The 24,909-nt window shown below is 74.1% G+C and carries 19 protein-coding genes and 1 pseudogene; 9 read left to right on the top strand and 11 right to left on the bottom strand.

Annotation, left to right across the window (positions count from 1 at the left end; genetic code table 11):
- Positions 1-24: 24 nt before the first annotated feature.
- Positions 25-1,377, top strand: coding sequence for a Na+/H+ antiporter NhaA (gene nhaA, locus B5D80_RS24875; protein ID WP_088646365.1), 1,353 nt, complete (start codon positions 25-27; stop codon positions 1,375-1,377).
- A 3-nt stretch (positions 1,378-1,380) separates the two neighbouring features.
- Here nhaA and B5D80_RS24870 read toward each other — a convergent pair whose 3' ends face one another.
- The 5 genes from B5D80_RS24870 to B5D80_RS24850 all read right to left on the bottom strand — a co-directional run bounded on the left by B5D80_RS24870 (position 1,381) and on the right by B5D80_RS24850 (position 6,800).
- The gene (locus B5D80_RS24870; RefSeq protein ID WP_088646364.1) at positions 1,381-2,448 is read right to left on the bottom strand and encodes an ABC transporter ATP-binding protein; all 1,068 of its coding nucleotides are present in this window, start codon (positions 2,446-2,448) and stop codon (positions 1,381-1,383) included.
- Positions 2,445-3,275, bottom strand: coding sequence for a molybdate ABC transporter permease subunit (gene modB / locus B5D80_RS24865; RefSeq protein WP_088646363.1), 831 nt, complete (start codon positions 3,273-3,275; stop codon positions 2,445-2,447). The genes B5D80_RS24870 and modB overlap by 4 nt, the downstream gene beginning before the upstream one ends.
- Complete coding sequence (modA, locus tag B5D80_RS24860; RefSeq protein ID WP_088646362.1) at positions 3,251-4,033, bottom strand: molybdate ABC transporter substrate-binding protein; 783 nt, start codon at positions 4,031-4,033, stop codon at positions 3,251-3,253. Before modA ends, modB begins: the two co-directional genes overlap by 25 nt.
- Positions 4,030-4,455 carry a TOBE domain-containing protein gene (locus B5D80_RS24855; protein ID WP_088646361.1) on the bottom strand — a complete coding sequence of 142 codons (426 nt, stop codon included), beginning with the start codon at positions 4,453-4,455 and terminating at the stop codon, positions 4,030-4,032. Before B5D80_RS24855 ends, modA begins: the two co-directional genes overlap by 4 nt.
- A 281-nt stretch (positions 4,456-4,736) precedes the next feature.
- Complete coding sequence (locus B5D80_RS24850; RefSeq protein WP_088646360.1) at positions 4,737-6,800, bottom strand: M4 family metallopeptidase; 2,064 nt, start codon at positions 6,798-6,800, stop codon at positions 4,737-4,739.
- A 451-nt stretch (positions 6,801-7,251) separates the two neighbouring features.
- On the opposite strand from B5D80_RS24850, the gene B5D80_RS24845 reads away from it, so the two are divergent.
- From B5D80_RS24845 to fxsT, 7 genes are all read left to right on the top strand, one after another.
- Positions 7,252-8,154, top strand: coding sequence for a DUF4231 domain-containing protein (locus tag B5D80_RS24845; RefSeq protein ID WP_088646359.1), 903 nt, complete (start codon positions 7,252-7,254; stop codon positions 8,152-8,154).
- Between the two features lie 148 nt (positions 8,155-8,302).
- The gene (locus B5D80_RS34905; RefSeq protein ID WP_281253497.1) at positions 8,303-8,425 is read left to right on the top strand and encodes a hypothetical protein; all 123 of its coding nucleotides are present in this window, start codon (positions 8,303-8,305) and stop codon (positions 8,423-8,425) included.
- Positions 8,397-10,721, top strand: coding sequence for an FxsB family cyclophane-forming radical SAM/SPASM peptide maturase (locus tag B5D80_RS24840; protein WP_088646358.1), 2,325 nt, complete (start codon positions 8,397-8,399; stop codon positions 10,719-10,721). The genes B5D80_RS34905 and B5D80_RS24840 overlap by 29 nt, the downstream gene beginning before the upstream one ends.
- On the top strand, positions 10,718-11,506 hold the full coding sequence (locus B5D80_RS24835; RefSeq protein WP_088646385.1) for an AAC(3) family N-acetyltransferase: 789 nt from the start codon (positions 10,718-10,720) through the stop codon (positions 11,504-11,506). The genes B5D80_RS24840 and B5D80_RS24835 overlap by 4 nt, the downstream gene beginning before the upstream one ends.
- 74 nt (positions 11,507-11,580) lie before the next feature.
- A complete protein-coding gene (locus B5D80_RS24830) occupies positions 11,581-12,261 on the top strand; it encodes a TIR-like protein FxsC (protein WP_088646357.1) in 681 nt (226 codons plus the stop codon).
- On the top strand, positions 12,248-13,411 hold the full coding sequence (locus B5D80_RS24825) for a TIR-like protein FxsC (RefSeq protein ID WP_088646356.1): 1,164 nt from the start codon (positions 12,248-12,250) through the stop codon (positions 13,409-13,411). Before B5D80_RS24830 ends, B5D80_RS24825 begins: the two co-directional genes overlap by 14 nt.
- Positions 13,408-17,307 (top strand): FxSxx-COOH system tetratricopeptide repeat protein, encoded by a 3,900-nt coding sequence (gene fxsT / locus B5D80_RS24820; RefSeq protein ID WP_088646355.1) that lies wholly within the window; start codon positions 13,408-13,410, stop codon positions 17,305-17,307. Before B5D80_RS24825 ends, fxsT begins: the two co-directional genes overlap by 4 nt.
- On the opposite strand, the gene B5D80_RS24815 is transcribed toward fxsT, so the two are convergent.
- On the bottom strand, positions 17,301-18,251 hold the full coding sequence (locus B5D80_RS24815; protein ID WP_088646354.1) for an alpha/beta fold hydrolase: 951 nt from the start codon (positions 18,249-18,251) through the stop codon (positions 17,301-17,303). The genes fxsT and B5D80_RS24815 overlap by 7 nt on opposite strands.
- Before the next feature lie 209 nt (positions 18,252-18,460).
- A complete protein-coding gene (locus B5D80_RS24810) occupies positions 18,461-19,432 on the bottom strand; it encodes a helix-turn-helix domain-containing protein (RefSeq protein ID WP_088646353.1) in 972 nt (323 codons plus the stop codon).
- A gap of 143 nt (positions 19,433-19,575) precedes the next feature.
- On the opposite strand from B5D80_RS24810, the gene B5D80_RS24805 reads away from it, so the two are divergent.
- On the top strand, positions 19,576-20,346 hold the full coding sequence (locus tag B5D80_RS24805; protein WP_088646352.1) for a nucleotidyltransferase: 771 nt from the start codon (positions 19,576-19,578) through the stop codon (positions 20,344-20,346).
- A 160-nt stretch (positions 20,347-20,506) separates the two neighbouring features.
- On the opposite strand, the gene B5D80_RS24800 is transcribed toward B5D80_RS24805, so the two are convergent.
- The 4 genes and pseudogenes from B5D80_RS24800 to B5D80_RS24790 all read right to left on the bottom strand — a co-directional run bounded on the left by B5D80_RS24800 (position 20,507) and on the right by B5D80_RS24790 (position 24,460).
- Positions 20,507-21,253, bottom strand: coding sequence for an SAM-dependent methyltransferase (locus B5D80_RS24800; RefSeq protein WP_088646351.1), 747 nt, complete (start codon positions 21,251-21,253; stop codon positions 20,507-20,509).
- A pseudogene (locus B5D80_RS24795) lies at positions 21,237-22,765 on the bottom strand (DivIVA domain-containing protein). Before B5D80_RS24795 ends, B5D80_RS24800 begins: the two are co-directional and overlap by 17 nt.
- A 313-nt stretch (positions 22,766-23,078) precedes the next feature.
- A complete protein-coding gene (locus B5D80_RS33745; protein WP_169733101.1) occupies positions 23,079-23,219 on the bottom strand; it encodes a hypothetical protein in 141 nt (46 codons plus the stop codon).
- 11 nt (positions 23,220-23,230) lie between these two features.
- A complete protein-coding gene (locus B5D80_RS24790) occupies positions 23,231-24,460 on the bottom strand; it encodes a glycosyltransferase family 2 protein (RefSeq protein ID WP_088646349.1) in 1,230 nt (409 codons plus the stop codon).
- Between the last annotated feature and the right edge of the window lie 449 nt (positions 24,461-24,909).

Here is a 24,909-nt window from a genome sequence, read left to right as displayed (position 1 = left end):
GACCCCTGCCGACGAGGAGTTTCCGTGACCAACGCCACCCGGCGACGCTCCAGCCTGTTCGCCCGCCGTTCCTGGGGCGAGACCAGCCGGATCTCGGCCATCCTGCGCCGGGAGACCGTCGGCGGGGCGCTCCTGCTCGCCGGGGCGCTCATCGCCCTCGTCTGGTCGAATTCCCCCTGGTCGGGCGCGTACCAGACGCTGCGGGACACCACCGTCGGCCCGGCCTCGCTGCACCTCGACCTGAGCGTGGCGACCTGGGCCGCCGACGGCCTGCTGGCGGTGTTCTTCTTCGTCGCCGGCCTGGAACTCAAACGGGAGTTCGTCGCCGGTGACCTGCGCGACCCCCGGCGGGCGGCGGTGCCGGTGGCGGCGGCCGTCGGCGGGGTGATCGTGCCCGCCGTCCTGTACGCCCTGATCGCCGCCGGGGCCGGGGGTGACGCGGGCCGGGGCTGGGCCATCCCGACCGCCACGGACATCGCGTTCGCCCTGGCGGTGCTCGCCGTGGTGGGCCGTTTCCTGCCGTCGGCGCTGCGGACCTTCCTGCTCACCCTGGCGGTGGTCGACGACCTGCTCGCCATCATGATCATCGCGGTCTTCTACACCGCGGACCTGTCGGTCGTCCCGCTGCTGGGCGCGCTGCTGCCGCTCGCCGCGTTCGGGCTGCTGGTACAGCGCCGCATCCGGTCGTGGTGGCTGCTGCTGCCGCTGGCCGCCCTCACCTGGGTGCTGGTGCACGAGTCGGGGGTGCACGCCACCGTGGCCGGCGTCCTGCTCGCCTTCACCGTGCCGGTGGTCCGCGGCGACGCGGCGGGTGGCCCGGACGCCGGACCCGGCCTGGCCGAGCACTTCGAGCACCGGGTCCGGCCGATCTCCGCCGGCATCGCCGTGCCGGTGTTCGCGTTCCTCTCCGCCGGGGTCACCGTCGGCGGGCTCGCCGGGCTGGCCACCGCGTTGACCGACCGGGTCGCGGTGGGCATCGCCGTCGGCCTGGTCGTCGGCAAGCCGATCGGCATCCTGACCGCGACCTGGCTGGTGTCCCGGTTCACCCGGGCCGACCCCGACGAGGGTCTCAACTGGCTCGACGCGCTCGGGCTCGCACTGCTCGGCGGGATCGGCTTCACCGTCTCGCTGCTGATCGGGGAGTTGGCCTTCGGGCTGGGCAGCGCCCGCGACGACCACGCCAAGGTGGCGGTGCTCGCCGGTTCGCTGCTGTCGGCCCTGCTGGCCAGCGTCGTCCTGCGCGCCCGCAGCCGGGTCTACCGGCGGGTGCACGAAGCCGAGAACGTCGACCTGGACCGCGACGGCGTGCCTGACGTCTTCCAACCGACGCCGTCCCCGGCCGCCGGCACCGGCGACGGCCAATCCGGCCCGCGATGACCGTCAGGGCCCGACCGGGTACGCCCCGACGTCGCCGGCCGCGACGCTCGCCCAGACCTGCTGCCCGGGGAGCAGCCGCAGGCCGGCGGCGACGGCGGGGGTGACGTCGGCGGCGGTGTCGAGCAGGCCGGTGAGCCGTACCCGCAGGTGGTCGCCGTGCCGGTGCACCCCGGCGACGGTGGCCGGCCAGGTGTGCGGAGCGTCGCCGCCGGGTCGGTCCGGGTGCAGGGTGACGGCGGTCGGTGGGAAGACCACGAAGGCGTCGCCGTCGAGCCGGTCGGCGGTCGGCACGGCGAACCCGTCGGCGAGCCGGACCCGCCGCCCGTCGGCCCGGCCCCGGTGCAGGTTCAGCCCGACCAGCCGGGCGACGTAGTCGGTGCGCGGCCGGGTGGTGACCGTGGCCGCGTCGCCCTCCTGGACCACCCGGCCGTCCTCCACGACGACCAGCCGGTCGGCCAGCGCCAGGGCGTCCAGCGGATCGTGGGTGACCAGCACGGCGGCCCCGGCGTGGTCGGTGAGGTGGTGGTGCAGTTGGGCCCGGACGTCCAGCCGGGTGCCGGCGTCGAGCGCGGCCAGCGGCTCGTCGAGCAGCAGCAGGGTCGGGTGGACGGCGAGGGCGCGGGCCAGGGCGACCCGCTGGGCCTGCCCGCCGGAGAGCTGCCCGGGCCGCCGCCCGGCCTGCTCGGCCAGACCGAGCCGGTCCAGCCAGTCGGCGGCCCGCTGCCGGGCGGCCCGCCGGGACAGGCCCTGCCGCCGGGGGCCGAAGGCCACGTTGTCCCGGGCGCTGAGGTGCGGGAAGAGCAGGTAGTCCTGGAACACCACGCCGACCGGTCGCCGCTCGGGTGGCACGAACCGGCGGGCGTCCGGGCGGTCCAGTTCCACCCCGCCGAGGCGCAGCCACCCGGCGGTGAGCGGGTGCAGCCCGGCGAGGGCGCGCAGCGCGGTGGTCTTGCCGGCGCCGTTCGGGCCGAGCAGCGCGACCACCTCCCCGGCGGCGACCCGCAGCCGGACGTCCAGCCGGAACCCGGCCCGGTCGACGACCAGGTGCCCGTCGAGCAGCGGCGGCGTCACGGGCCGCCGATCCACCGGTCGCGCAGCCCGGCGAGGATCACCACCGAGACGGTGAGCAGCACCAGGCTGAGCACCACGGCGGCCTCCAGGTCGGTCTCCAGGGCCAGGTAGACGGCGAGCGGCATGGTCTGGGTACGGCCCGGGTAGTTGCCGGCGAAGGTGATGGTCGCGCCGAACTCGCCGAGCGCGCGGGCCCAGCACAGCACCGCCCCGGCGGCGACGCCGGGGGCGACCAGCGGCAGGGTGACCCGGGTGAAGGTGGTCCACCGGTTCGCGCCCAGGGTGGCGGCGGCCTCCTCGTAGCGGTGGTCGACGCCGCGCAGCGCCCCCTCCACCGCGATGATCAGGAACGGCATCGCCACGAACGCCTCGGCGAGCACCACGCCGGTGGTGGTGAACGGCAGCGTGACGCCGAAGGTGGCGTCCAGCCAGCCGCCGATCGGCCCGCGTCGGCCGAAGACCAGCAGCAGCGCCACCCCGCCGACCACCGGTGGCAGCACCAGCGGCACGGTGACCAGCGCCCGGACCAGCCGTCGGCCGGGGAACTCCACCCGGGCCAACAGCCACGCCAGGGGTACGCCCAGCGTCAGGCAGAGCAGCGTGGCGAGGGTGGCGCACTGCACCGACAGCCGCAGCGCGGTGAGCACCCCGGGCGCGGTGAGGCGCGGTCCCAGCGACGTCCACGGGGTGCGCAGCAGCAGCCCGCCCAGCGGCAGCACCAGGAACAGCAACCCCAGGGCGGCCGGTACGAGCAGCGCGACCGGCACCCGTTGACCGGTGCCGCGTCGGCGGGTGGACGCGGTCACGGGCCTGCCGGTGGCTGGAATCCGGCGTCGGTGAGGACGGCCCGGCCGGGTGCGGAACGGACCAGGGCGACGAAGGCGCGGGCGGCGGTGGGGTTCGGCGCGTCGGTGAGCACCACGATCGGGTAGTCGTTGCCGGCGCGGGCGGACTCGGGGAACTCGACGCCGTCGACCTCCCGGTCAGCCGCGCGGGCGTCGGTGCGGTAGACCAGCGCCGCGTCGACCTCGCCGAGTTTCACCTTGGCCAGTGCGCCCCTGACGTCCTGTTCGAGGGTGACCGGGGTGACCCGTACGCCGGCCGCGTCCAGGGCGGTGGTCGCCGCCGCCCCGCACGGCACCTGGGCGGCGCACAGCGCTACCTTCAACCCGGGCCGGGTCAGGTCGGCCAGGCCGGTGAGGCGCTGCGGGTTGCCCTGCGGCACGGCGATGACGAGCTGGTTGCGGGCGAAGACGGCGGGGGCGTCGGCGGCGAGCCCGGCGTCGGTGACGGTGGCCATGTTCCTCGGGGCGGCCGAGGCGAAGACGTCGGCGGGCGCGCCCTGGGTGATCTGGGTGGCCAGGGCGGAGCTGCCGGCGAAGTTGAAGGTGACCGTCGTGCCCGGGTGTTCGGCCTCGAACCGCCGGCCGAGGGTGGTGAACGACTCGGTCAGCGACGCGGCGGCGAAGACGGTCAGCGTGCCGCGCGGTGCACCGTCGGCGGCCGGTGCGGTGGTCCCGCCCCCGCATCCGGCCAGGGCGAGGACGGCCGCGACGAGCGGGACGACGACGGCGCGGCGGGTCACGGCTCGGTCCTTGCCCTGGTGGGGCCGGTGGGCGCGGGCCGCTCCACCACGACGGTGGTCGACTTGATCACGGCGACGGCCACCGAGCCGACCCGCAGGTCCAGTTCGTCGACGGCCTCGCGGCTCATCAGCGAGACGATCCGGAACGGCCCGGCCTGGATGTCGACCTGGGCCATCACGGTGTCCCGGGCGACGGCGGTGACGATCCCGCGCAGCCGGTTGCGGGCCGAGGAGAACTCGGCCCCCTCGTCGGGGGCGGCGGACTGGGCGCGGACGAAGCCGGCCAGGTCCACGCCGTCGACGATCCGGTGGCCGTGGGCGTCCCGCCGGGCGGCCAGCCGGCCGGCGTCCACCCAGCGCCGCACGGTGTCGGCGCTGACCCCGAGCAACTCGGCGGCCTCGCTGATCCGGAACACGCTCACCCGGTCACTCTAGCGACCCGCACCTGCCGAGCAAAGGGAGGTGTAGCCCTCGCAGAAGCGAGCATTGTCGTTTCCCCCAGCTCGCAGTCGCGGGTACCCGCGACTGTCGGCCGCCATCGGTCCGGGTCGCAGTCGGAGCGGCGGTCGTCGGTCCGGGCCGCAGTCGGGTCGGCGGGTGGAGCCGGGCCGGCCCTGGGCGACCGGGGGAGCGGGTGGGGCGGACACGCCGACGGCCGGCCGTCGCGGGTGGCGACGACCGGCCGCTGCCGGCGGTGCGAGGGTCAGCTCAGGGTGAGCGCGGTGTCGTCCACCACGAAGGACGTCTGGAGGCTGCTGTCCTCCACCCCGCTGAACGAGATGGTGACGGTGCTGCCCGCCAGCGCGGACACGTCGAAGCTGCGCTGCACGTAGCCGCTGGCGGCGTTGACGTTGGAGTACGTCGCCAGGGTGGTGCTGCCGGCCTTGACGGTCAGCCTGTCGTACGCCGTGCTGCCCGACTCGGCCGTGTCGATGTGCAGCCAGAAGGACAGGGTGGCCCGGCAACCGGCCGGGATCGTCACCGACTGGGTGACGGTGTCGGTGTGGGTCGAGCCGTACCCGTTGAGCCACGCCTTGTACGAGCCACCGTGCGCGGCCTGGCTGGCCGACGAGGTGATCACGCCCGAGGTGGCGGTCCAGCCGGTGCTGCCGGACTCGAAGCCGGGGTTGGTCAGCTTCTGGCCCGAGCAGCCGCCCGAGGTCGGGGTGGGCGTCGGGGTGGAGGTCGCCGTCGGGGTGGGCGTCGGGGTGCCGCCGGTGCAGGTCGGGTCGGCGGACTGGGCCGGCACGCTCACCGCGTCCCAGGCGGCCTTGACCGTGTTGAACTCGGTGCAGCTACCCGGGTAGAGGGTCTTGGCGGCCTGCAACGTCCAGGTGCGGTACTTCAGGTACGACGAGGTCGTCGTCTTGAGCAGCATCGCGTTGTACATGATCTTGATGGCCTTCTGGATGCCGAGGCCGGTCACGGTGCTGCTGTTGCAGGTGGGGCTGGTCGGCTGCCCGTTGGTCGGGTTGCTGCCCATGGCCAGCAGGTAGAACCAGTGGTTGCCCGGACCGGCCGCGGCGTGCACCTCCTGGCTCGGGATGCTGCTGGAGTAGCAGTTCGCGTCGCCGAGCGCGGACGGGTTGTACATGTTGCGGATCGGGCCGCTGCCGACCAGGTTGATCTTCTCGCCGACGAGGAAGTCCGGCGCGTCGTACGTGGACGGCTCGTTGGCGAACCACTCGGTGGCCGCGCCGAACGTGTCGGCGACGAACTCCTGGGTGTTGCCCCGGGAGATGCCGCCGGGGGTGGTGTCGTCGATGCCGTGGCCGATCTCGTGGGCCACCACGTCGAGCGAGCCGATCCACTGCCCGGCGGTGTTCTTGCCGATCTGCACCTGGGAGCCGTCGTAGTAGGCGTTCTGGTCGTTGAGGCCGACCCGGATGGGCCACGCGCCACCGCTGCCGTTCGCGCCGTTGCGGCCCAGCCACTGCGTCAACATCTTGTGCTCGGTCTGCGCCGAGAACAGGGCGTCGACGCAGCCGGTCTCCTTGTTGGTGCCGGTGCCGTTGCCCCAGACGTCGTCCGGGCCGGAGAAGGTGGTGTTGTTCGCGGCGTCCTGGCAGCTCAGGTTGGTGATGCTCGGGTCCTTCAGCGAGTAGGTGCTGCCCGACTGGGTGGTGTTCAGGGTGACCGGGCCGTTCCACACGCCGGTGCCGGTGCCCCGTACCACGTGCTCCTGGGTGTCCAGCACCGCGCCGGTGGCGGCGTCCACGTCGACGGTCAGCCGGCTGGGGCCGTCCGCGCCGGTGCCGGTGACGGTGGTCTCCCAGGCCAGTGCGGGCCGGGCGCCGAGGGTGTGCACGACCAGCGTGGTGCCCTCGACGCCGGTGACCTTGCGCAGTTGGGCGCGGGCGGTCCGCTCGGCGGCGGCGGCGGTGAGCTTCGGCGTGGTGGACAGGTTCCCGATGCTCTGCTGCTGGGCGACGGAGGCGTAGGTGACCTCGCCGGTGGCGGTGGTCGCCAGGACGAAGTCGCCGCCGACCACGCGCAGGCCCTTGTAGGTGCGTTCGTAGGGGACGTACTGGATGCCCTCGGAGGCGATGACCGGCCGCTGCACGAACGCGTCGTCGGCGCTGGCGTGCAGGTAGGCGGGGCGGCTGGCGACCAGCGCGCTGGCCGCGCCGACGGCGGCGGCCCGGGCCCGGGCCGGGTCGGGGGTGGGCTGGGACGGCGCGGCCTGGACCGCTGCGGCGGTGCCCGCGGCGATCAGGCCGGCCGCGACCGCGCCGGAGAGCGCGACGAGGCGGGGTGAGAGCGTCAAGGGGATGCTCCTGTTCTCGGGGCGGCGTCGCGGTGCCCGGTGGGGTCGCGCGCCGGTGCTGCGTGAGGCAGTGCCGCGACGGGTGGTCTCCGGGCTGCCGGCGGGCCCGGTGGGGTGACTGTCCGTCGCGTGTCGCCGGGGGTTGGCGACTGCTGGAGGCACGATCACACGGGCAGGCACCCATATCAATGGGTTGACCCGGGCAACCATGTGTTCCGGGCTGCCGAAACCCCTGTTGCCAGGTGATGAACGACCGTCGGTCACCCCGGTCTGAACAGGTGATCCCCGTCGATCTCGATTCCGCCGGCCGCCCCAGTTGCGGGTTTTCGCCGGAACCCGCGCCGGATGCGCATACACGCGGTCGACCAGCAGTACGACAACGTCGTCATGTCCGTCGTGCTCGGCCCGTCGGGCACGAGTCGGATGGGCGTCGGTCGCCTACCATGCGGCTGTGCCGGACATCGACGGATCGCTGGCCGCCGGGCAGGTCTGGCGGGGGCAGGGCGACTGGTCGCAGGCCGCCCGACGGGCCAAGCGACGGATCACCACCGGGCGGCGGGCGGTCGCCGCGCTGACCGCCGCCGCTGCCGTCGCCGGCACCGCGGCGGCCCGGCTGGCCACGTCCGCACCCACCGCCGGGCGGGTGCTGGCGCTCGTCGCCGCCGTGTCGCTGCTGCTGGTGCCGGTGTTCGGTCGCCGTGCGTCCCGCGACGCGGTGGCCGTCTGGACCCGGCTCCGGGCCGTCTCCGAGGCGTCCAAGGCGGAGCTGTACCGCTACCTCGCCCGCGTCGCCCCCTACGCCGGCACCGATGCCGACGCCGTCCTGCTGCACCGCTACGGACTGCTCGTCGACGGCGTCGGCGACCTGGTCGGGCACACCCTCGACGACCGGCCGGCCGACCGTCCGCTGCCCCCGGTCACCGACCTGCCGAGCTACCTGGCCGAACGGGTGCAACGGCAGGTGGACGGCTACTACCTGCCGGCGGCCCGGCAGGCCGGCCGCGCCGCCGCCCGGATCGGCCGGGCGGCGACCGCGTTGACCGTCCTGGCCGCCGTGCTCTCCGCCGTCGCCGGGGTGTTCGGCGACGTGCTCGGCCTGACCGCGTGGGTGCCGGTGGTCGCGGCGGTCACCACCGCGCTGGTCGGCTACGGCGCGGCCGAACGCCACGAACAGCAGCACCTGGAGTACGCCCGGACGGCCGACCAGTTGACCCGGCTACGACTGACCCGGGCGGCCGGGGTGGGCTGGACCGACGACGAGGCGTTCGTCGCCGAGGCCGAGCGGATCATCGCCCAGTCCAACGCGGCCTGGATGGCCAAGATGATCGAGGACGATGGCGCTGCGCAGCAGTGACATGACGGGCTGTGGCGGATAGCATCATCGACATCTGTGATTGGCCGTCGACGTGGACGGACAGCCGTCCACCTCCGACACAAGATGGGGGCCCGACGTGGACCGCACCCAACGCCCGTCCGATCCGTTCCCGACTCCGCTGAGCGACGTGCGACGCACCCCGCTCGGTCAGATCCCGGTCGAGCGGGCCGTCGCCGTCGCCCGTGTCGACGACCGCCGGGCCACCCACCCGACCCGGGTCGATGTCGCGTCCTTCGGCTCGCACGTCTGACCCGGCCACCGCGCCCCGCGCCCCGGTCGCCCCGCTCAGCCAGTACGTCCTCAAGCTGACCAGCCGGTGCGACCTGGCGTGTGACCACTGCTACGTCTACGAACACCCCGACCAGTCGTGGCGTCGTCAACCCCGGCTGATGACGCCCGACACGGTCGAGGCTACCGCCCGGCGGATCGCCGAACACGCCGCCACCCACCGGCTCACCGCGGTCCGGGTGGTCCTGCACGGCGGGGAACCCCTGCTCGCCGGCGCGGCCCGGCTCGCCACCACCGCCACCACCCTGCATCGGGTGATCGACCCGGTGACCCGGCTCGACCTGCGGATGCAGACCAACGGCGTGCTGCTCACCCCCGAGATCGCCGACGTCCTCGTCGCCCACGACGTCAAGGTGGGCGTCTCCCTGGACGGCGACCGGTCGGCCAACGACCGGCACCGCCGGTACGCCAACGGCGCGAGCAGCCACGACCAGGTGCGCCGGGCACTGGCCCTGCTGCGCCGCCCGGCGTACCGCAGCTCCTACGCCGGGCTGCTGTGCACCGTCGACCTGGCCAACGACCCGCTGCGGGTCTACCAGGCGCTGCTCGCCGAGGAACCGCCCCGGATCGACTTCCTGCTGCCGCACGCCAACTGGGACCGGCCACCCGCCCGTCCCGACGGGGCCACCACCCCGTACGCGGACTGGCTGCTGACCATCCACCGGCGCTGGCTGGCCGACGGGCGGCCGGTGCCGATCCGGCTGCTGGAGTCCCTGCTGGCCACGGCCACCGGCGGCAGCACCGGCACCGAGGCGGTCGGGCTCGCCCCGGCGGACCTGGTCGTGGTGGAGACCGACGGCAGCTTCGAGCAGGTCGACTCGCTCAAGTCCGCCTTCCACGGCGCCGCCGCCACCGGCCTGGACGTGTTCCGGCACGCCGTCGACGAGGCGGCGGCCCATCCGGGCATCGCCGTCCGCCAGACCGGCCTGGCCGGCCTGTGCGCCACCTGCCGCTCCTGCCCGCTGGTACGCCGCTGCGGCGGTGGCCTGTTCGCCCACCGGTACCGCTCGGGCACCGGCTTCGACAACCCGTCGGCCTACTGCGCGGACCTGGCCGCGTTGATCCGGGCCACCGCCGTCCCCGCCGGGTCGCCGCAGCAGCGGCCGGCCGACACGTTGCCCCCCACCGTCCTGGCCGACCTCGGCTCCGGCCGGGGCGGCCCGGCTTCGGTGGGTCAGCTCGCCGCCGTCCACCACGGCATCGCCCGCGCGCTGACGGTCGCGCTCAGCCCCGCCGCCACCGCCGACCCGGTCGCGGCGGCCGGCTGGCACCTGCTGGTGGCGCTGGACGTGTCCGCGCCCGACGCCGTCGACCACGTGCTCACCCACCCGTTCGTCAGGCGGTGGGCGCAGCGGTGCCGGGCCGGGGCGACCGGCGACCTGCCCCACCTCGCCGCCGTCGCCGCCGCCGCGGCGGTCCGGGCCGGCGTCGACGCCGACCTCGTGCTGCCGGTGCGGGCCGGCGCGGTGCACCTGCCGACCCTCGGCGCGATCATGGTGGACACCGACGCCGCCACGGTGCCCGTCACGATCTCCGCCGGCGGCGTCGCGCTGCGGGCCGGCCGGCGTCGGGTCCTGGTCCGGCCGGCCGGCGGACCCCACCCGGACCGGTGGTGGCCCACCCGGGCGGCCCACACCGGCGACGGGACCGTCCTGCTGGAGGACACCGACCCGTACCGCGACTGCTTCGACCTGCCGGTGGCGGCCCGGCTCACCCCGGCGGTCGCCGACCGTTGGACGCGGCAGGTCCGGCGGGCGGTCGACCGCCTCGACACCGAGGCCGCCGGATACGCCGCCGGGGTACGCGCCCTGCTGCGCGCCGTGGTGCCGCTGCGACCTGACCCGTCGGGCCGCTCCCGCAGCGCCGCCGCCCGGTCCGCGTTCGGCGCGGTCGCCGTCACCCCCGTCGCCGACGACGCCGCGCTGGCGGTGCTGCTCGTGCACGAGGTGCAACACCTCAAACTGGACGCGGTGCTCGACGTCTGCGAGCTGTTCGACCCCGCCGACGCCCGGCGGTTGCGGGTGCCCTGGCGCGACGACCCGCGCCCGGTGGAGGGCGCGCTGCACGGCGTCTACGCCCACCTCGCCGTCGCCGACGTGTGGCGGCACCGCCCGGGGGCCGAGGCGGCGGCGCACCACCGGCGCTACCGGGAGTGGACCGACGCCACGGTCGACGCGCTGCTCGACCTCGGCAGCCTCACCGCCGACGGCGAGCGGTTCGTCCGCCGGATGCGTGCCACCCTGGACGGGTGGCGGTGAACGACAGGTCCACCCTCGCCGCCGACCTGCGGGCGCTCGGCCTGCCCACCGGCGCGACCGTGCTGGTGCACTGCGCGCTGTCCCGGGTCCGGCCCGACCCGGCGGGGCCGGCCACCCTCCTCGCCGCGCTGCGCGACACCCTCGGCGACGACGGCACGGTGGTCGTGCCGACGCAGACCGCCGGCAACTCGGTGACCTTACCGGCGTTCCGCGCCGCCACGGCGGGGATGACCCCGGCCCAGGCCGCCGCCGTCGAGGCGGCCATCGCGCCGTTCGATCCGGCGCACAGCCCGGCGCAGGGGATGGGGGCGTTCGCCGAACACGTCCGCCGGCAGGCCGACGCCCGGCGCAGCGCCCACCCGCAGACCTCCTTCGCCGCCCTCGGCCCGGCCGCCGCCACCCTGACCGCCCGGCACGACCTGGACTGCCACCTCGGCGACCGGTCCCCCCTGGGCGCGCTGTACGCCGCCGACGCCCTGGTCCTGCTGCTCGGCGTCGACTGGTCGGTGTGCACCGCGTTCCACCTCGCCGAGTACCGGTGCGCCCGGCCTGGCCCGCACCGGGCGTACCGCTGCTACCTGCGCGACCCGCGGGGCCGCCGGGTCCGTCGGGACTTCCGCGCCCCGCACCTTCACGACGGCGACTTCCCGCGGATCGGGGCGGCCCTGGTGGCCGACGGGGCGGTCCGCTCCGGGCCGGTGGGTGCCGCCGACAGCCACTGCGTGCGGCTGCGCCGCGCCGTCGACCTCGCCCTCGGGTGGATGGATGCGCACCGACTGGCGTGAACGGGACAGCGCGGGGTTGGCCCCTGTCGATACTGTGGGCGGCCGGGAGCGGCGACGCCGGGCGGGAGCGGTAGGTGGCGGAGGAACAGTTCTGGGAGGACGAGAGCGCCCCCGTGTTCTTTCTCAGCTACGCCCGCACCCGCACCCGGGTGGCGGCGCCCCCACGGGACACCAACCAGAAGGTCTTCCAGCTCTTCGTCGACCTCTCCGACCACGTCGTCGAACTGCTCGGCCTCGGCCCGGGGCGGACGGCCGGCTTCATGGACCGGATGCTCGACGGAGGGCAGCTGTGGACCGACGATCTCGCCTTCGCCGCCGGCCACTGCCAGGTCTTCATCCCGCTCGTCTCCCCGCAGTACCTGCGCAGCCAGTGGTGCGCCCGGGAGTGGGACGCGTTCACCAGGCGGCGGGCCGTACCCCGCCCGGACGCCGAACCGTCGATGGGGGAGACGCCGGTGATCCCGGTCAACTGGTCGGTGGTGGACCGGCGACGGGTGCCCGAGGTCGTGTCGCGGCGGCAGATGTTCACCCCCACCCGGTTACCCTCGGACATCGCCCCGCAGTACCACGAGGAGGGCATCTACGGCCTGCTCAGCCTCGGCAGCAACGGCAAGGACGCCTACGACGCGGTGGTCTGGCGGCTGGCCCAGCGGATCGCCCGCGCGTACCGCACGCACTGGGTCGAGCCGGCGGTCCCGACCGACCTGCGGCAGCTGCGCGACCGGTTCGAGGAGGACGGGCATGACCTGGTCTGACACCTCCCCGGTCGGGGTCGCCGGGCAGGAGACCTACTTCTTCCTCAGCTACGCCCACTCCGTCCCGCTGTCCGACGCGGCCCGGCCGGACACCGACTACTGGGTCGGCAAGTTCTTCCAGGACCTCGCCACGGCGGTCCGGGACCATCCCCGGCGCACCGTCGAGATCGAGGCGGGCTTCTTCGACGGTCAGGTCGTCGCCGGCGCCGACCTGCGCCGTACCCTCACCGACGCGTTGAGCCTCGCGCACGTGTTCGTGCCGCTCTACTCCCCGAACTACTTCCGCAACGCCTGGGCGCTGGGCGAACGGGACTCCTTCCGCAGCCGGCTGGCCCGGCTGCCGGCCGGGCACGCCGACCGGCACGTGCTGCCGGTGCTGTGGATGCCGCTGCCGTCCTGGGAGGACCGTCCCGAGATCGTCCAGGCGCTGGCGTTGACCGACGACCCCGACGACCGCGCCGACTACGCCGAGAACGGGCTGCGCGCGCTGTGCAAGCTCAGCGCCTACGGCCGGCAGTACCGGCGGCTGCGCGACGCGCTGGCCGACCGGATCGTCACGGTGGCCGAGCAGCAACCGCTCGCCCGGTCCCGGGCGGCGACGCTGACCAGCCGGCCGGTCCCCGACGGTCCGGGCGCCGCGCTGGTGGTCACCACCCTCGCCGCCGACCGGGCCCGCTGGCGGCCCTACGGCGACCAGCACCAGTTGGCGGTCGCCGACTACGTGGCCGCGACCGCCGAGCGGCTCGGCCTGCCCACCCGGGTGGTCGGGCTGGCCGAGGCCCGCGACCAGGCCCCGCACAGCCCGGCGGTGGTGCTGGTGGACGCCGGGGTCGGGGTCGACGCCGCCCGCGCCGCGCTCGACGGGCTGCCGCAGTGGGTGGTCCCGCTCGTCATCGCCGCCGACCATGCGCGTGGCGAGCCGACACCCGAGGAGATCGCCGGTACCTTGCAGGACGCCCGGTTCCCCCGGGTGCTGCCGGTGCGCACCATCGACGAGTTCGAGCGCTGCGCGCCGCTGCTGGTCACCGAGGCGCGCAAACAGTTCCTCCGGCACGGGCCGGTCGATCCGCCGGAGGGCCCGCACGATCCGAAGCCGAGCCTGGGGCCGGTCGGACCGTTCGACGTACGGCGAGGGAAGGCAGAACGATGACTCCACCCCGCGACGGCCAGGTCGTCACCTTCTACTCGTACAAGGGTGGCACCGGTCGCACCATGGCGCTGGCGAACACCGCCTGGATCCTCGCCGCGAACGGCCACCGGGTGCTCGTCGCCGACTGGGACCTGGAATCCCCAGGCCTGCACCGGTTCTTCGCGCCGTTCCTCGACCCGGAGCAGGTCGCCTCCACCGGCGGCGTGATGGACCTGATCCTGGAGTACGAGTGGGAGAACGCCCGCCGCCGGCAGGCCGGCGACGACACCCGTCCCGGCGACTGGCACCGCCAGTACGCCCGGGTCCACAAGTACGCCTTCTCGGTGAGCTGGGAGTTCCCCGGCGGCGGCACCCTGGACCTGCTGCTCGCCGGCCGGCACAACCCCGACTACGCCACCAGTGTCACCGGGCTGAACTGGGACAACTTCTACAACCGGCTCGGCGGCGCGCAGTTCTTCGACGCGTTGCGGGCGGACATGAAGCGGCACTACGACTACACCCTGATCGACAGCCGCACCGGCATCAGCGACGTCGCCGAGATCTGCACCATCCACCTGCCCGACGTGCTGGTCGACTGCTTCACCCTCAGCGACCAGGGCATCGACGGCGCCGCCTCGGTCGCCACCCGGGTCCGCGGCTACGAGGGCCGCCGCGCCCGCCGGGTGCTGCCGGTGCCGATGCGGGTCGACGAGGGGGAGAAGACCAAGACCGACGCCGGCCGGGCGTTGGCCATGCAACGCTTCGCCGGGCTGCCCAGCGGCATGACCGAGCTGGAACGGCAGGACTACTGGCTCTCCGTCGAGGTGCCCTACCGGGCCTACTACGCCTACGAGGAGACCCTGGCGACGTTCGGCGACGTGCCGGGCAGCCGGGGGCTGCTGTCGGCGTACGAGGCGCTGACCCGGCACATCACCAACGGCACGGTCGCCGGGCTGCCCCGGATGGACGAGGGGCTGCGCCGGCAGACCTTCCAACGCTTCGAACGCAAGCCGGTGATCGTCGACGAGCTGATCGTGCTGCGGTACGTGCCGGAGGACCAGGCGTGGGCGGAGTGGGTGCAGTCCGCGCTGCACGCCGTCGACCTGCGGGTGCTGGCCGTCCCGCTGGGTGTCCCGGCGACGGTGCCGGTCGGCGCGGCCTCCCGCGAGCTGCACCTGGTCTCCCGCGACTACCTCGCCGCCCGCCGGGCCCTCGGCGGCGCCGCCGGTGCCCCGCTGCTCGCGCTGCACCTGGACGACACCACCCCGTCGGTGGACACCCCGCCGGGCAGTTGGGCGACCGTCTACGAGCGGGGCGCCGCGGCCGCCGCCGAGCAGGTGTGGGAGCTGGTCGGCCGGTCCACCGACGGGCGGGACCGGCCGGTGCCGGCGACCCGCTACCCGGGCGTCGAGCCGCTGGTCTTCTACGCCCCGGCGCGCAACGTGCGGTTCACCGGCCGGGACCGGCTGCTGCTGGCCCTGCGCGAGGAGCTGAAGGCGGCGGCGCGGGAACGGGTCCCGGTGGCGCTGCGCGGCGGGGCCGGCATCGGCAAGACCCAGCTCGCCACCGAGTACGCCTACCGCTTCCATGGCGCGTACGACGTGGTCTGGTGGGTGGACGCCGACCCGGTGCAGTTCATCGACGTCCGCTTCGCCGACCTGGGTCGCCGGCTCAGCCTGCCCGACCTGCAGAGCGTGCCGGACAACACCCGGGCGGTCCGGGACTGGCTCAGCCACGGCGGCGGCCGGGGCGTCGACGGGCCGCCCCTGCGCTGGCTGATCGTCTTCGACAACGTCGACCAGTACGAGCACGTCCGGGACTACCTCCCCCAGGGCGAGGGGCACGTGCTGGTGACCACCCGCAACCCGGACTGGGGTGACCTGGCCCGCGCGGTCGACGTGGACGCCTTCCAGCGTGGTGAGAGCGTCAGCCACCTGATCGGCCGCACCAGCCGCCGGGGCATGACCGTGGCCGAGGCGCAGCAGGTCGCCGAGGCGGTGGAGGACGTGCCGATCCTGGTGGCGCTGGCCGGCGCGTGGCTGGCGGAGAGCCCCGACTCGGTCGCCACCTACCTGGCCGGGCTGGCCCGCACCGGCCCGGACAGCGACGTGTGGGGCCGCTCGCTGGCCGGCCTGCGGCAGCAGTCCCCGGGCGCCTACCGGCTGCTCCAGCTCGGTTCGGTGCTCGCCCCCGACATCGCCCTCGACCTGCTCTACGGCGACCAGGTGGCGAAGGTCATCGCCCCGCACGACCCGCTGGTCGCCGCTCAGGTCGCCGACCGGGTCTCCGAGCGGGACATCGCCGCCGCCCTGGTCCAGCGGATCAACCGGCTCGCCCTGATCAAGGTGGACCTGCACGCCCAGCGGGTGCAGATCCACCGGCTGCTCCAGGCGGCGTTGCGGTCCCGGATGTCCGAGCAGGAGCTGGCCGAGGTCAAGCACGACGTGCACCGCATCCTCGCCGGTTCCCGCCCCTCCGGCGAGGTGGACGACCCGGCCTTCCAGTCCGGCTACCGGCACCTGTGGCCGCACCTGGACGGTTCCGAGGCGGTGTCCTGCCACGACGACACGGTCCGGCAGTTGGTCATCGACCGGGTCCGGTACATCTTCCTCAACGGCGGTTTCGAGCAGGGCGCGCAGTACGCCCAGGAGGCGGACAAGACCTGGACGACGATGCTGGAGGGGCTGTCCCCGGACACCGGCGCCCACCGGTCGCTGCGCGTGCAACTGCTCAACCTGCGCTTCAACCGGGCCAACCTGTTGCGCAGCCTCGGCCGGTTCGACCAGGCCCGGACCCTCGACGAGGAGACCCTGCGCCAGCAGGAGGACCTGATCGGCGAGAGTCACCCGTACACCCTGATGACCGCCGGCGGGTACGCGGCGGACCTGCGGGCCCTCGGCCGCTACCGGGAGGCGCTGGAGCGGGACCTGCGGACCCACGGTGCGTCCGTGGAGGTGTTCGGGGAGGACCACCGGCGGACCCTGAACGCGGCCAACAACCTCGCCGCCTCCTACCGGCTCTCCGGGGACTTCCCCCGGGCGCTCGACACCGACCAGACCACCTACCGCCGGCTGCGGGTCGTGCTCGGCACCGACCACCCGCGGACCCTGCTCTCGGCCAGCAACTACGCCCGCGACCTGCGGGAGACCGGCGACTACCAGGGCTCGGTGGCGTTGCTGGAGGACGTGATCGAGGGGTACCGCCGGATCTTCGGCGACCAGTTCCGCGAGCTGCTGGTCAGCCAGGCCAACCTGGCCACGTCGCTGCGCAGCACCGGCCGGATCGCCGAGGCGGGCCGACTGCTCGACGACGCCTACACCCGGCTGCGCTCCACCGTCGGGCCGACCAACCCGGACACCCTGCTGTGCCGGTTGAGCCGGACGGCCAACCTGATGCTCCAGGGCGAGGCGGCGCAGGCCCGCTCGGAGTTGGAGGAGGTGCAGCAGACCCTCACCCAGGTGTTCGGGGCACAGCACCCCTACACGCTGGTGTGTGAACTCAACCGGGGGGTGGCCCTGTGGGACGCCGGGGTGCAGGAGGAGGCGTACGCGGTCACCGTGGCCGCGGCCGACAGGCTACGGGAGGTGCTGGGGCCCGAGCATCCGTTCAGCATGGGCGCGGACAACAACGTCGCCGTCTTCACCCTCCTCACCGGGCAGGCAGAGGAGGGCTTCACCCGGTTGCAGGCCGTGGTGGCCCGGCTGACCGCGGTGATGGGGGCCGACCACCCGGACACGCTGCGCAGCCTCGGCAACATGGAGACGGCCCGGCAGGCGGCGAGCGGGGGAGTGGTCAGCATCGGGCGGATGCGGCTGGCGGACCGGCTCGCCGACCGGATCGGGCAGGAACACCCGAGTGTCGTGGTGCTGCGCGACGGGCGGTACGTGCGGCGGGTCCTCGACCCGCACCCCTACTGACCGTGCCGGGCGCCGATGAGCACGTCGGCGCCCGTCGGCACCTGCCCGTCGCCGAGCCACCGCAGGATGCGGGGGAGCTGCCCCATGGCGTCGAAGTGGGCCGCGCCGGGCTGCACCTCGATCTCCGCGCCGGGGATCCGGGCGGCCAGCCAACGGCCGTGACTGGCGGGGGCGAACGTGTCGTCCGCGCCGTGCCACAGCCGTACCGGGGTGGCCATCGTGTCGATCGCGTCGAGGTCGAACTTCCAGTCGCGGCGCAACGCCAGGACGTCGTCGATCCAGCCGTACGGGCCGGCCCGCAGCGCCTCCTGGTAGGTGTCGAAGATGATCCCGCGCAGTGCCGCGTCGTTGATCGCCCGACGGTCGGGGGGGCCCATCTGCGTCATCAGGTCCCGCAGCAGGAACCGGGGGTCCTCGGCGGCCCGGGCGGCCCGCTGTCGGATCTCCTCGACCACGATCTCGGTGTCCGGGCGGCCGTTGCCGAAGCCGCGCTGGTTGTCACCGTTCATGCCCTCGAACCAGTCCAGGCCGATGGCCTCCGAGGGCGCGAAGCTCACCAGCACCGCGACCCGGCTCACCCGGCCGCGCAGGCGTTCGTCGGCGGCGCAGGCCAGCGCGTGCGGACCGCCACCGGAGCGGCCGGCGACCGCGAACCGGTCCAGGTCGAGCTGGTCGGCGATGGCCTCCACGTCGCGCGCGGCGTCGGCCACGTCCCGGCCCTCGAACCGGTCGGAGTCGCCGTAACCGGGGCGGTCGTAGGCGATCAACCGGATGCCCATCCGGTAGAGCACGATGCCCCGGGGTTTCGGCCCCCGGCGGCTGCCGGGTGTGCCGTGCATCAGGAAGACGGGGAACCCGTCGGGAGCACCGGTCTCCTCGTACGCCACCCGCTTGTTGTCCGCGCGGTGGGCGTATCGCGGCCCAGGCTCACCTTCTCGGGTCACTCCAGCCTGCCTTCCGGTGCCACTACCAGCCGATACTCGCAACCCGCATTGAGCGAAGACGATGTTTTCGTCGTCCCCGTTCAGCCTTTGAGCCTAACGGTCGGGCCCGCCGCACCGCTATGCCGAGCCCGAACAACCGGCCGGATCTGTCGGAAACGACACCTGTCGGCCCGTCGGGTGGGAACGTCCGGCCGAATGGACGGCGGCGTTCAGCAGGCCAGGGGTCGGATATCCGACGGCGCGTCGACCAGGGCGGCGCGCGGATCGGCGTAGCGCCACTCCACCCGGTACTGCGCCCGCAACCGGGGCCGCGACACCACCCACTCGTACGCGATCCGCCCCTGCCGCTCCCGACCGTCCGGGCGGACCTCGGCGCTGCTCTCCGCGGTGAACGAGGTCTCGTTGCCCCAGACGGTGGGACCCGACTCGGCGGGGAAGTCGAGCCGGATCACCAGGTTGCGGGTGGGCAGCCGGATGTCGCGTTGCAGCCAGTCGCCGAACTTCCACGCCGGCACCCGATAGGAGTAGTCCACCACGGTGCGCTGGCCGGGATAGAGCGGCACCGGGGTGCCCCCGCCGTCGAGCAACAGCACGATCTTGAGGAAGGCGTCCCGGCTGCGCCCGACCCGCCACCGCATCGGCTCCGGCTGGTCGACGCCGATGGTCGCCCGGAAGTCGACCTCGTCGATGGTGAGCGGATGGCGACCGTGGAAGACCGTCGAGCGGGCCGGATCGTCGGGGAACCGGTCGATGTCGATCTGCACCGTGTGCCTGGTGATCGGCTCGGTGCCCACGCTGTGCAGCACCCGCCGGAACCGGCACTCGTACACCCCGTCGACGAGGGAGAGGCTGGCCTGCTCGTCCTCGATCACCAGATGCGACCCGGCCGGGGGCGGAACCGCGGTCGGGCCGAGCGGGGAGCGGCGTCCCCCGGGGCCACGGCTGTCGGCGAAGGCGACGTACTGCTGCCAGATCCGGTTGCCGCTGTCCAACACCAGCTCGACCCGCCGGGCGAACTCCTCGGTGGGCTGGTGCCGGCCGTTCTCGATGTGACTGACGTACGACGGGTCGAAACCGGTGCGTTCGGCCAGCTCCTTCTTGGACATTCCCCGCTGGTGACGCCAGTGGGTCAGTTCCCGCACGAATTCCGCCGCCGCATCGTCCTGTGTGGAGCTGCCCATGCCCCCGTCCTCGCTGTCGGGCCTCAAGTCTGTCCCACCCGTGGCGTCCGCGCCAGGGGTGCCACCCACCCGACTCCACCCGGACCCCGGTCCGCCGGACCCGCGCCGCGGCGTCCGCCGGCGCAGGCGGCAGGATGACCGGCATGGACACCGCCGTGTGCCGCTACCTCGCCGACCTGGTCGGCACCGCCCGGGACGTGCTCGGGCCGGACCTGGTGGGCGCCTACGCCGCCGGGTCGGTGGCGCTGGACGCGTACCAGCCGGGCCGCAGCGACGTGGACGTGGCGCTGGTCTGCCGGGACGCGCTACCCCGACGGACCCGGCAGGAACTGGTCACCCGGCTGCGGCGCGAGGCGCTGCCCTGCCCGGCACGCGGCCTCGAACTGGTCGTCTACACCCGCCGGGTGGCCGCCTCCGGCACCGGCGAACCGGGTTTCGAGGTGGAACTCAACACCGGGGCGGCGATGCCGTTGCGGGCCACCCTCGACCCGGCCGAGCGGCCCGCCGCCGACGGCCGGTTCTGGTACGGCCTGGACCGCAGCATCCTGCACCAGCGGGGCCGCCCGCTCACCGGTCCGCCGGCCGGTCAGGTCTTCGCCGACCTGTCCCCGGACGACCTGCGCACGCTGACGGTGGCGGCGCTGCGCTGGTGGCTGGCCCGGCCCGCCCCACCCGGGGACGCCCCCGCCCCCGGCGCGGAGGACGCGGTGCTGAACGCCTGCCGTGCGCTGGTCCGGCTCCGTGACGGCGACTGGCTGTCCAAGGTCGCCGCCGGCCACCGGGCGATCGCCCTCGGCCGCGACCCTGAACTGGTGCGTCGCTGCGTCGACGCCCGCGCCGGCGGCCCCCCGCCGACCGCCGCGGCGGCCCGTGCCTTCCAACAGCGGGTGCTCGACGAGATCACCGCCGGCTGACCGCGCGACGGCCGCCGGTGCCGCTTCGCGTCCACCGCGACCAGCCGCCGGGTCTGCACGGTCCGTGGCGCGAGCCGCCACGAGCCGGCCGGCCCGCCGGTCCGCGTCGCGGCGGTCCGGCCGTGCCGGGGGCGGCCCGGCCGGACCGCCCCCGGCCGGGTCAGCGCCGCAGCAGGGCGAAGACACCCCAGCCCAGGTACTCCCGCCGGTACCGGACGTGCCGCAGCGGGTCCTCGGTGAGCTCCCGCCGGAACGACCCGGCGAGCGCGTCGTCGGGATGGGCGTCCAACCAACGGCGCAGGGTCAGCCAGTGCGCCGCGGCGTACCGGTCCCAACTGTCCTGGTCGGCCAGCACCATCTCGACCACGTCCCAGCCGTGCCCCTGTATCCGGCCGACCAGCCCGGGAAGATCGTCGAAGTCGTCCCGTACGGTGGCGTGGCACGCGGCGACGGTCTCCCGGTCGGGCGGCTCCCGCCGCCAGTACGGCTCTCCGACCAGCAGCATCCCGCCCGGCCGCAGCGCCCGCGCCAGCAGGTCGATGGTGCCGGTGACACCCCCGCCGATCCAGGTCGCACCGATACAGGCCGCCACGTCGACCGGCGCCGGGTGGACGTACCCGGCGGCGTCGTCGTGGACGAAACGGACCCGGTCGGCCACGCCGAGCGCGGCGGCCCGCCGTCGGGCGGCGGTGGTGAACGCGGTGCTGATGTCGACACCGGTGCCCCGGACCCCGTGCGCGCGGGCCCAGGTGCAGAGCAGCTCACCCTTGCCGCTGCACAGGTCGAGCAGGGTGTCGTCGGGGCGCAGCCGGATCACCCGGCCCAGGGTGGCCAGCTTGTCGGCGTCGAACGGGTTGAGGATGCGAAGGTCGCCTTCGCGGATGACGAAACTACGGTCGAGATCCATGTCGATGACTCCGGAGGTGCGTGGACGGACGCGGGAAGCGGACTGTCGGCACACGGAGCACGGGCACGGGAGACACCTCGTTCGCTGGTCGTGGAGACGGGGCCGCCAGGCTACGTCCCCGGCGGCCCGGGGCACAGCGAATTCGCCCCGGGCCGTCCACGCCCGTCAGACGTTGGTCGGCACCTTGCCGGCGGGTGGTTCGGTCGACGCCTCGACCGGCAGCTCGGTGGCCGGCCGGGCCGCCACCGTCGGGTACTCGGCGGTCTCCCCGCCCCCGGCGGCAGCCGCCATCACGGCGGCGGCGGCCAGGTCGGCGACCCGCTTCGCCTCCCGCTGCACCCGGGCCCGGACGTCCTTGGCGTGCCGTTCCACACTCTCGGCGGCCTGCCGGGCCTCCTCCAACCGTCGGTTCTCGGCGGTCAGGTCGCGACGCACCTCCTCCAACCGCTGCCGGGAACGCGCCAGCTCCCGCTCGGTGGTGTCACCCTCCTGCTGGATCTCGGCCAACTGCGCGCGGGCCGTCTCCAGCTCACCCTGCACCTCGGCGAGGGCCTTCTGCCGGTCGGCGATCTCCCGCTGCACCGTGGCGAGCTGCTCCTGGTGGCTGCTGGTCTGCTCGTCGGCCCGTTGGCGGACCTCGGTGGCGTACTGCTGCGCCTCGGCGATCAACGCGGCGATCTGCTGCTCGGCGGCGCTGTGCTGGTTGGTCAGCTCCCGTTCCGCCGCCGCCCGCTGCTCGGCCAGCTCCTGCTCGGCCGCGGCCCGCCGCTCGCCGACCTCCCGCTCCACCGTGGCCTGCCACTGGGCCAGCTCCTGCTGGCTCTGCGTCCGGGCCGCCTGGATCTCCTGCTGGATCTGGGTCCGGGCCGCCTTGGTCAACGCCTCCGCGGCGGCCCTGGTCTGGGTGATCTGCTTCGCGGTCTGCTCGCTGATCCGCTTGGCCTCCTGCTGGGCCCGCTCGTGGGCGGCCTCCCCCTCGGCCCGCAGCTTCTCGGCCCGATCCCTGATCTCGGCCAGCTCGGCGTCGGCGGCCGACCGGCGCTCCTCGTACGCCTTCTCCTGCTCGTCACGGCGGGCGACCAGCTCCTCGTCCAGGTCCCGCAGCGCCTGCGCGGTCCGCTCCCGGGCCTCGACCAGCGTCTTCTCCGCCTCACCCTGGAGCTGGTTCGCCCGCTGGGTGGCCGTGTCGGTGATCACCGCAGCCTGCTTCTCGGCCAGGGCGAGGATCTGGTCCACCATCGGACCGAGGTCACGGAAGGACGCCCGGTCCACCTGGGCGGGACGCTGGCGCAACTCGGTCAGCTCCGCCTGCAACCGCTGGATGTGCGCGGTCAGGCCCTGGATCTGGCCGGCCGCCTGGGCCCGCTCGGCGGTCAACGTCGACAGCGCGCCGTCCATCTGCTCGACGTACCGGTCCACCTGCCGCTTGTCGTAGCCCCGCAGCGCGAGCTCGAAGCTCGGCCGTGCCGACCCGTCGTCACGCGACGCGTACGACTCCTCCCCGGTGGACATATGGCGTCAGCCTCCGTACTCCTCGGTGATCCAGGTCCGCGCGGGCGACCCCACGGCCCGCGATGGGGCGAAACACTACCGGCGACCGATGTTCCGGGTGACCGGGCCCCGGTGGGGTCCACGCAGCGATCCGGGCCGGCCGGCGGGTCCGCCGCACGCGGTCCCGGATCGGTGCGTGTCAGTCTGGTCGCCGGTCCGGCTCCCGGCGTCGACCGTTCCGGCGGAATTGGCGGTACGGTCCGCGGCGGGCTGCGGTGCCGGGGCGCGGAAGGCCCGCACCCCGGCACCGGGGAGGCTTCCCGCAGTTCCCCGCTCAGCGGTCCTGACGACGGGCCCTGGCACCCCACTGGGCGACGGTCACCAGTAGGGCACCGAGCCCCAGGACGAGCGCGCCGATCAGACCGACGGCGGCCGTCGGAGCGCCGGTGACCGGCAGATCCTGACTCGCGGACATGTTCACCTCCCTCAGGCGTCGGTACGGATCGGGGCGACCGCGCCTGCTCCGGGGTGGGCGATGCGCCCCGGAGAGGACCAGACGCAGCGGTCGACGGTGGGTTGGCGGATCGCCTTGACCAGCGCGTGCACCAGGACGACCCGGTAGAGCAGGTCGGTCAGGACGATCGCCGGCAGGAAGAGCAGCAGGCGGGGCCGACCCAACCGCCAGGCCGCGAGCGCGACCCAGAACGCCTGGCCGGCGAGCATCAGCAGCAGCCCGCCGACGAAACCGGGCCCGGCGGTGGCCAACAGCCACAGGGTGGCCGGGGCACCGGCGACGTAGAGCGCCCAGTGCAGCATCAGCAGCAGGTAGGCGTAGTCGAACCGGCTGTGACGCCGACCGACCCGGTGCCCGATGACGCCCTGGAAGGTGCCCCACAGCCAGCGCAGGTTCTGCCGGTACCAGTCCCGCCCGGTGGTCGGGTCCTGGAGCTGCGCGACGGCCCGCGGGGCGTAGACGACCTTCCCGAGTTGCCGGCGGTGGGTCTCCAGCACCCAGTAGGTGTCGTCGACGATGTACGGCGGCTGCTGCGGCAGCAGGACGTCCAGCAGTTCGGTGCGGTACACCGAGTTCGAGCCGGAGATGCAGTTCATGACGTTGAAGTGGCTCTGGATCCGGCGGACGACCGCCTGGTAGTTCCAGTAGCTGTAGGCCCGCTTGGCCAACCACGGGTTCCACCGGTGCTCCGCCGGCCACCAGGTGACGTTGTGGCCCACCACGATCGCCACCTCGTCGGCCAGCAGCGCCAGGGCGGCCGTGACGAAGTCCGGTTCGACCAGGACGTCGTCGTCGAGGATCGCCACCGCCCGGTACGTCCCCCCGAGGTCGAAGGCGGTGTAGGCGGCGTGCAGCGCGGCCGGCTTGCCGACGTTGGTCGCGAGTTCGAGCACCCGGGCGCCGGCGGCGGTCGCCGTGGCGGCGGTGGTGTCGGTCGAGGCGTCCGACACCACGAAGACCTGGGCACCGGTGGCGCGGGCCGACCGCACGGTGCTCCCGATCGTCGTCGAGCCGTTGCGGCAGGCGATCAGGACGGCCACCTCGTCCGGGCGGACCGGGGCGTGGCGGGGGAATCTCGGTGGCCGCCGGCGCAGGCGGGCCGCGCGTTCCGGCCGCAGGAATCCGTACCCGAAGGCGACGACCAGCAGGAACAGGACCAAGGCACCGAGAGTGACGGCAACGGTGAGGACAGCCTCTCCCACGAAGAGCCCCTTTACGCAGTCAGAGAGGGGTTGAGGGGCCGCTGCGCTGCGGTGCCGAGGTAACGCTACGTATATGAATCCCGCTCACCAAATCCCGGCCGCAGGTTCTGGCCGTTCGGCCCACCCGACCCTCGTCTCAGTGGTCTTTGCGCAGCTCAGGCGTGGGTGCCGGGTAGCTGCTGCGGCCGGGTGAGGGGCTTCCTGCCGCGACATGTGACCGGGGACGCCTGCCCGTGATTTGACGATCAACTCGGCGACCGCGTAACTTTCTCTCTGCCAGCGCGGAACGGACGAACCGGGGCGAATGCCTCGAAGGCCGGAGCGCGGTTTCTGATCTCGGGTGGTGCTTCCGAATCGGCCGGGGGTCGATGCGGTGGGGCGAAACCGACCGGGTAGTGTGTGACGCCGGCAGGGAACCGGGCAAGCGTGCGGGTGACCGCACCGGCCGG

The organism is Micromonospora wenchangensis, assembly GCF_002210435.1.
GTDB classification, from domain to species: Bacteria; Actinomycetota; Actinomycetes; order Mycobacteriales; family Micromonosporaceae; genus Micromonospora; species Micromonospora wenchangensis.
Note: the sequence above shows the minus strand (reverse complement) of the source record. Positions and strands in the feature narration are given on the sequence as shown.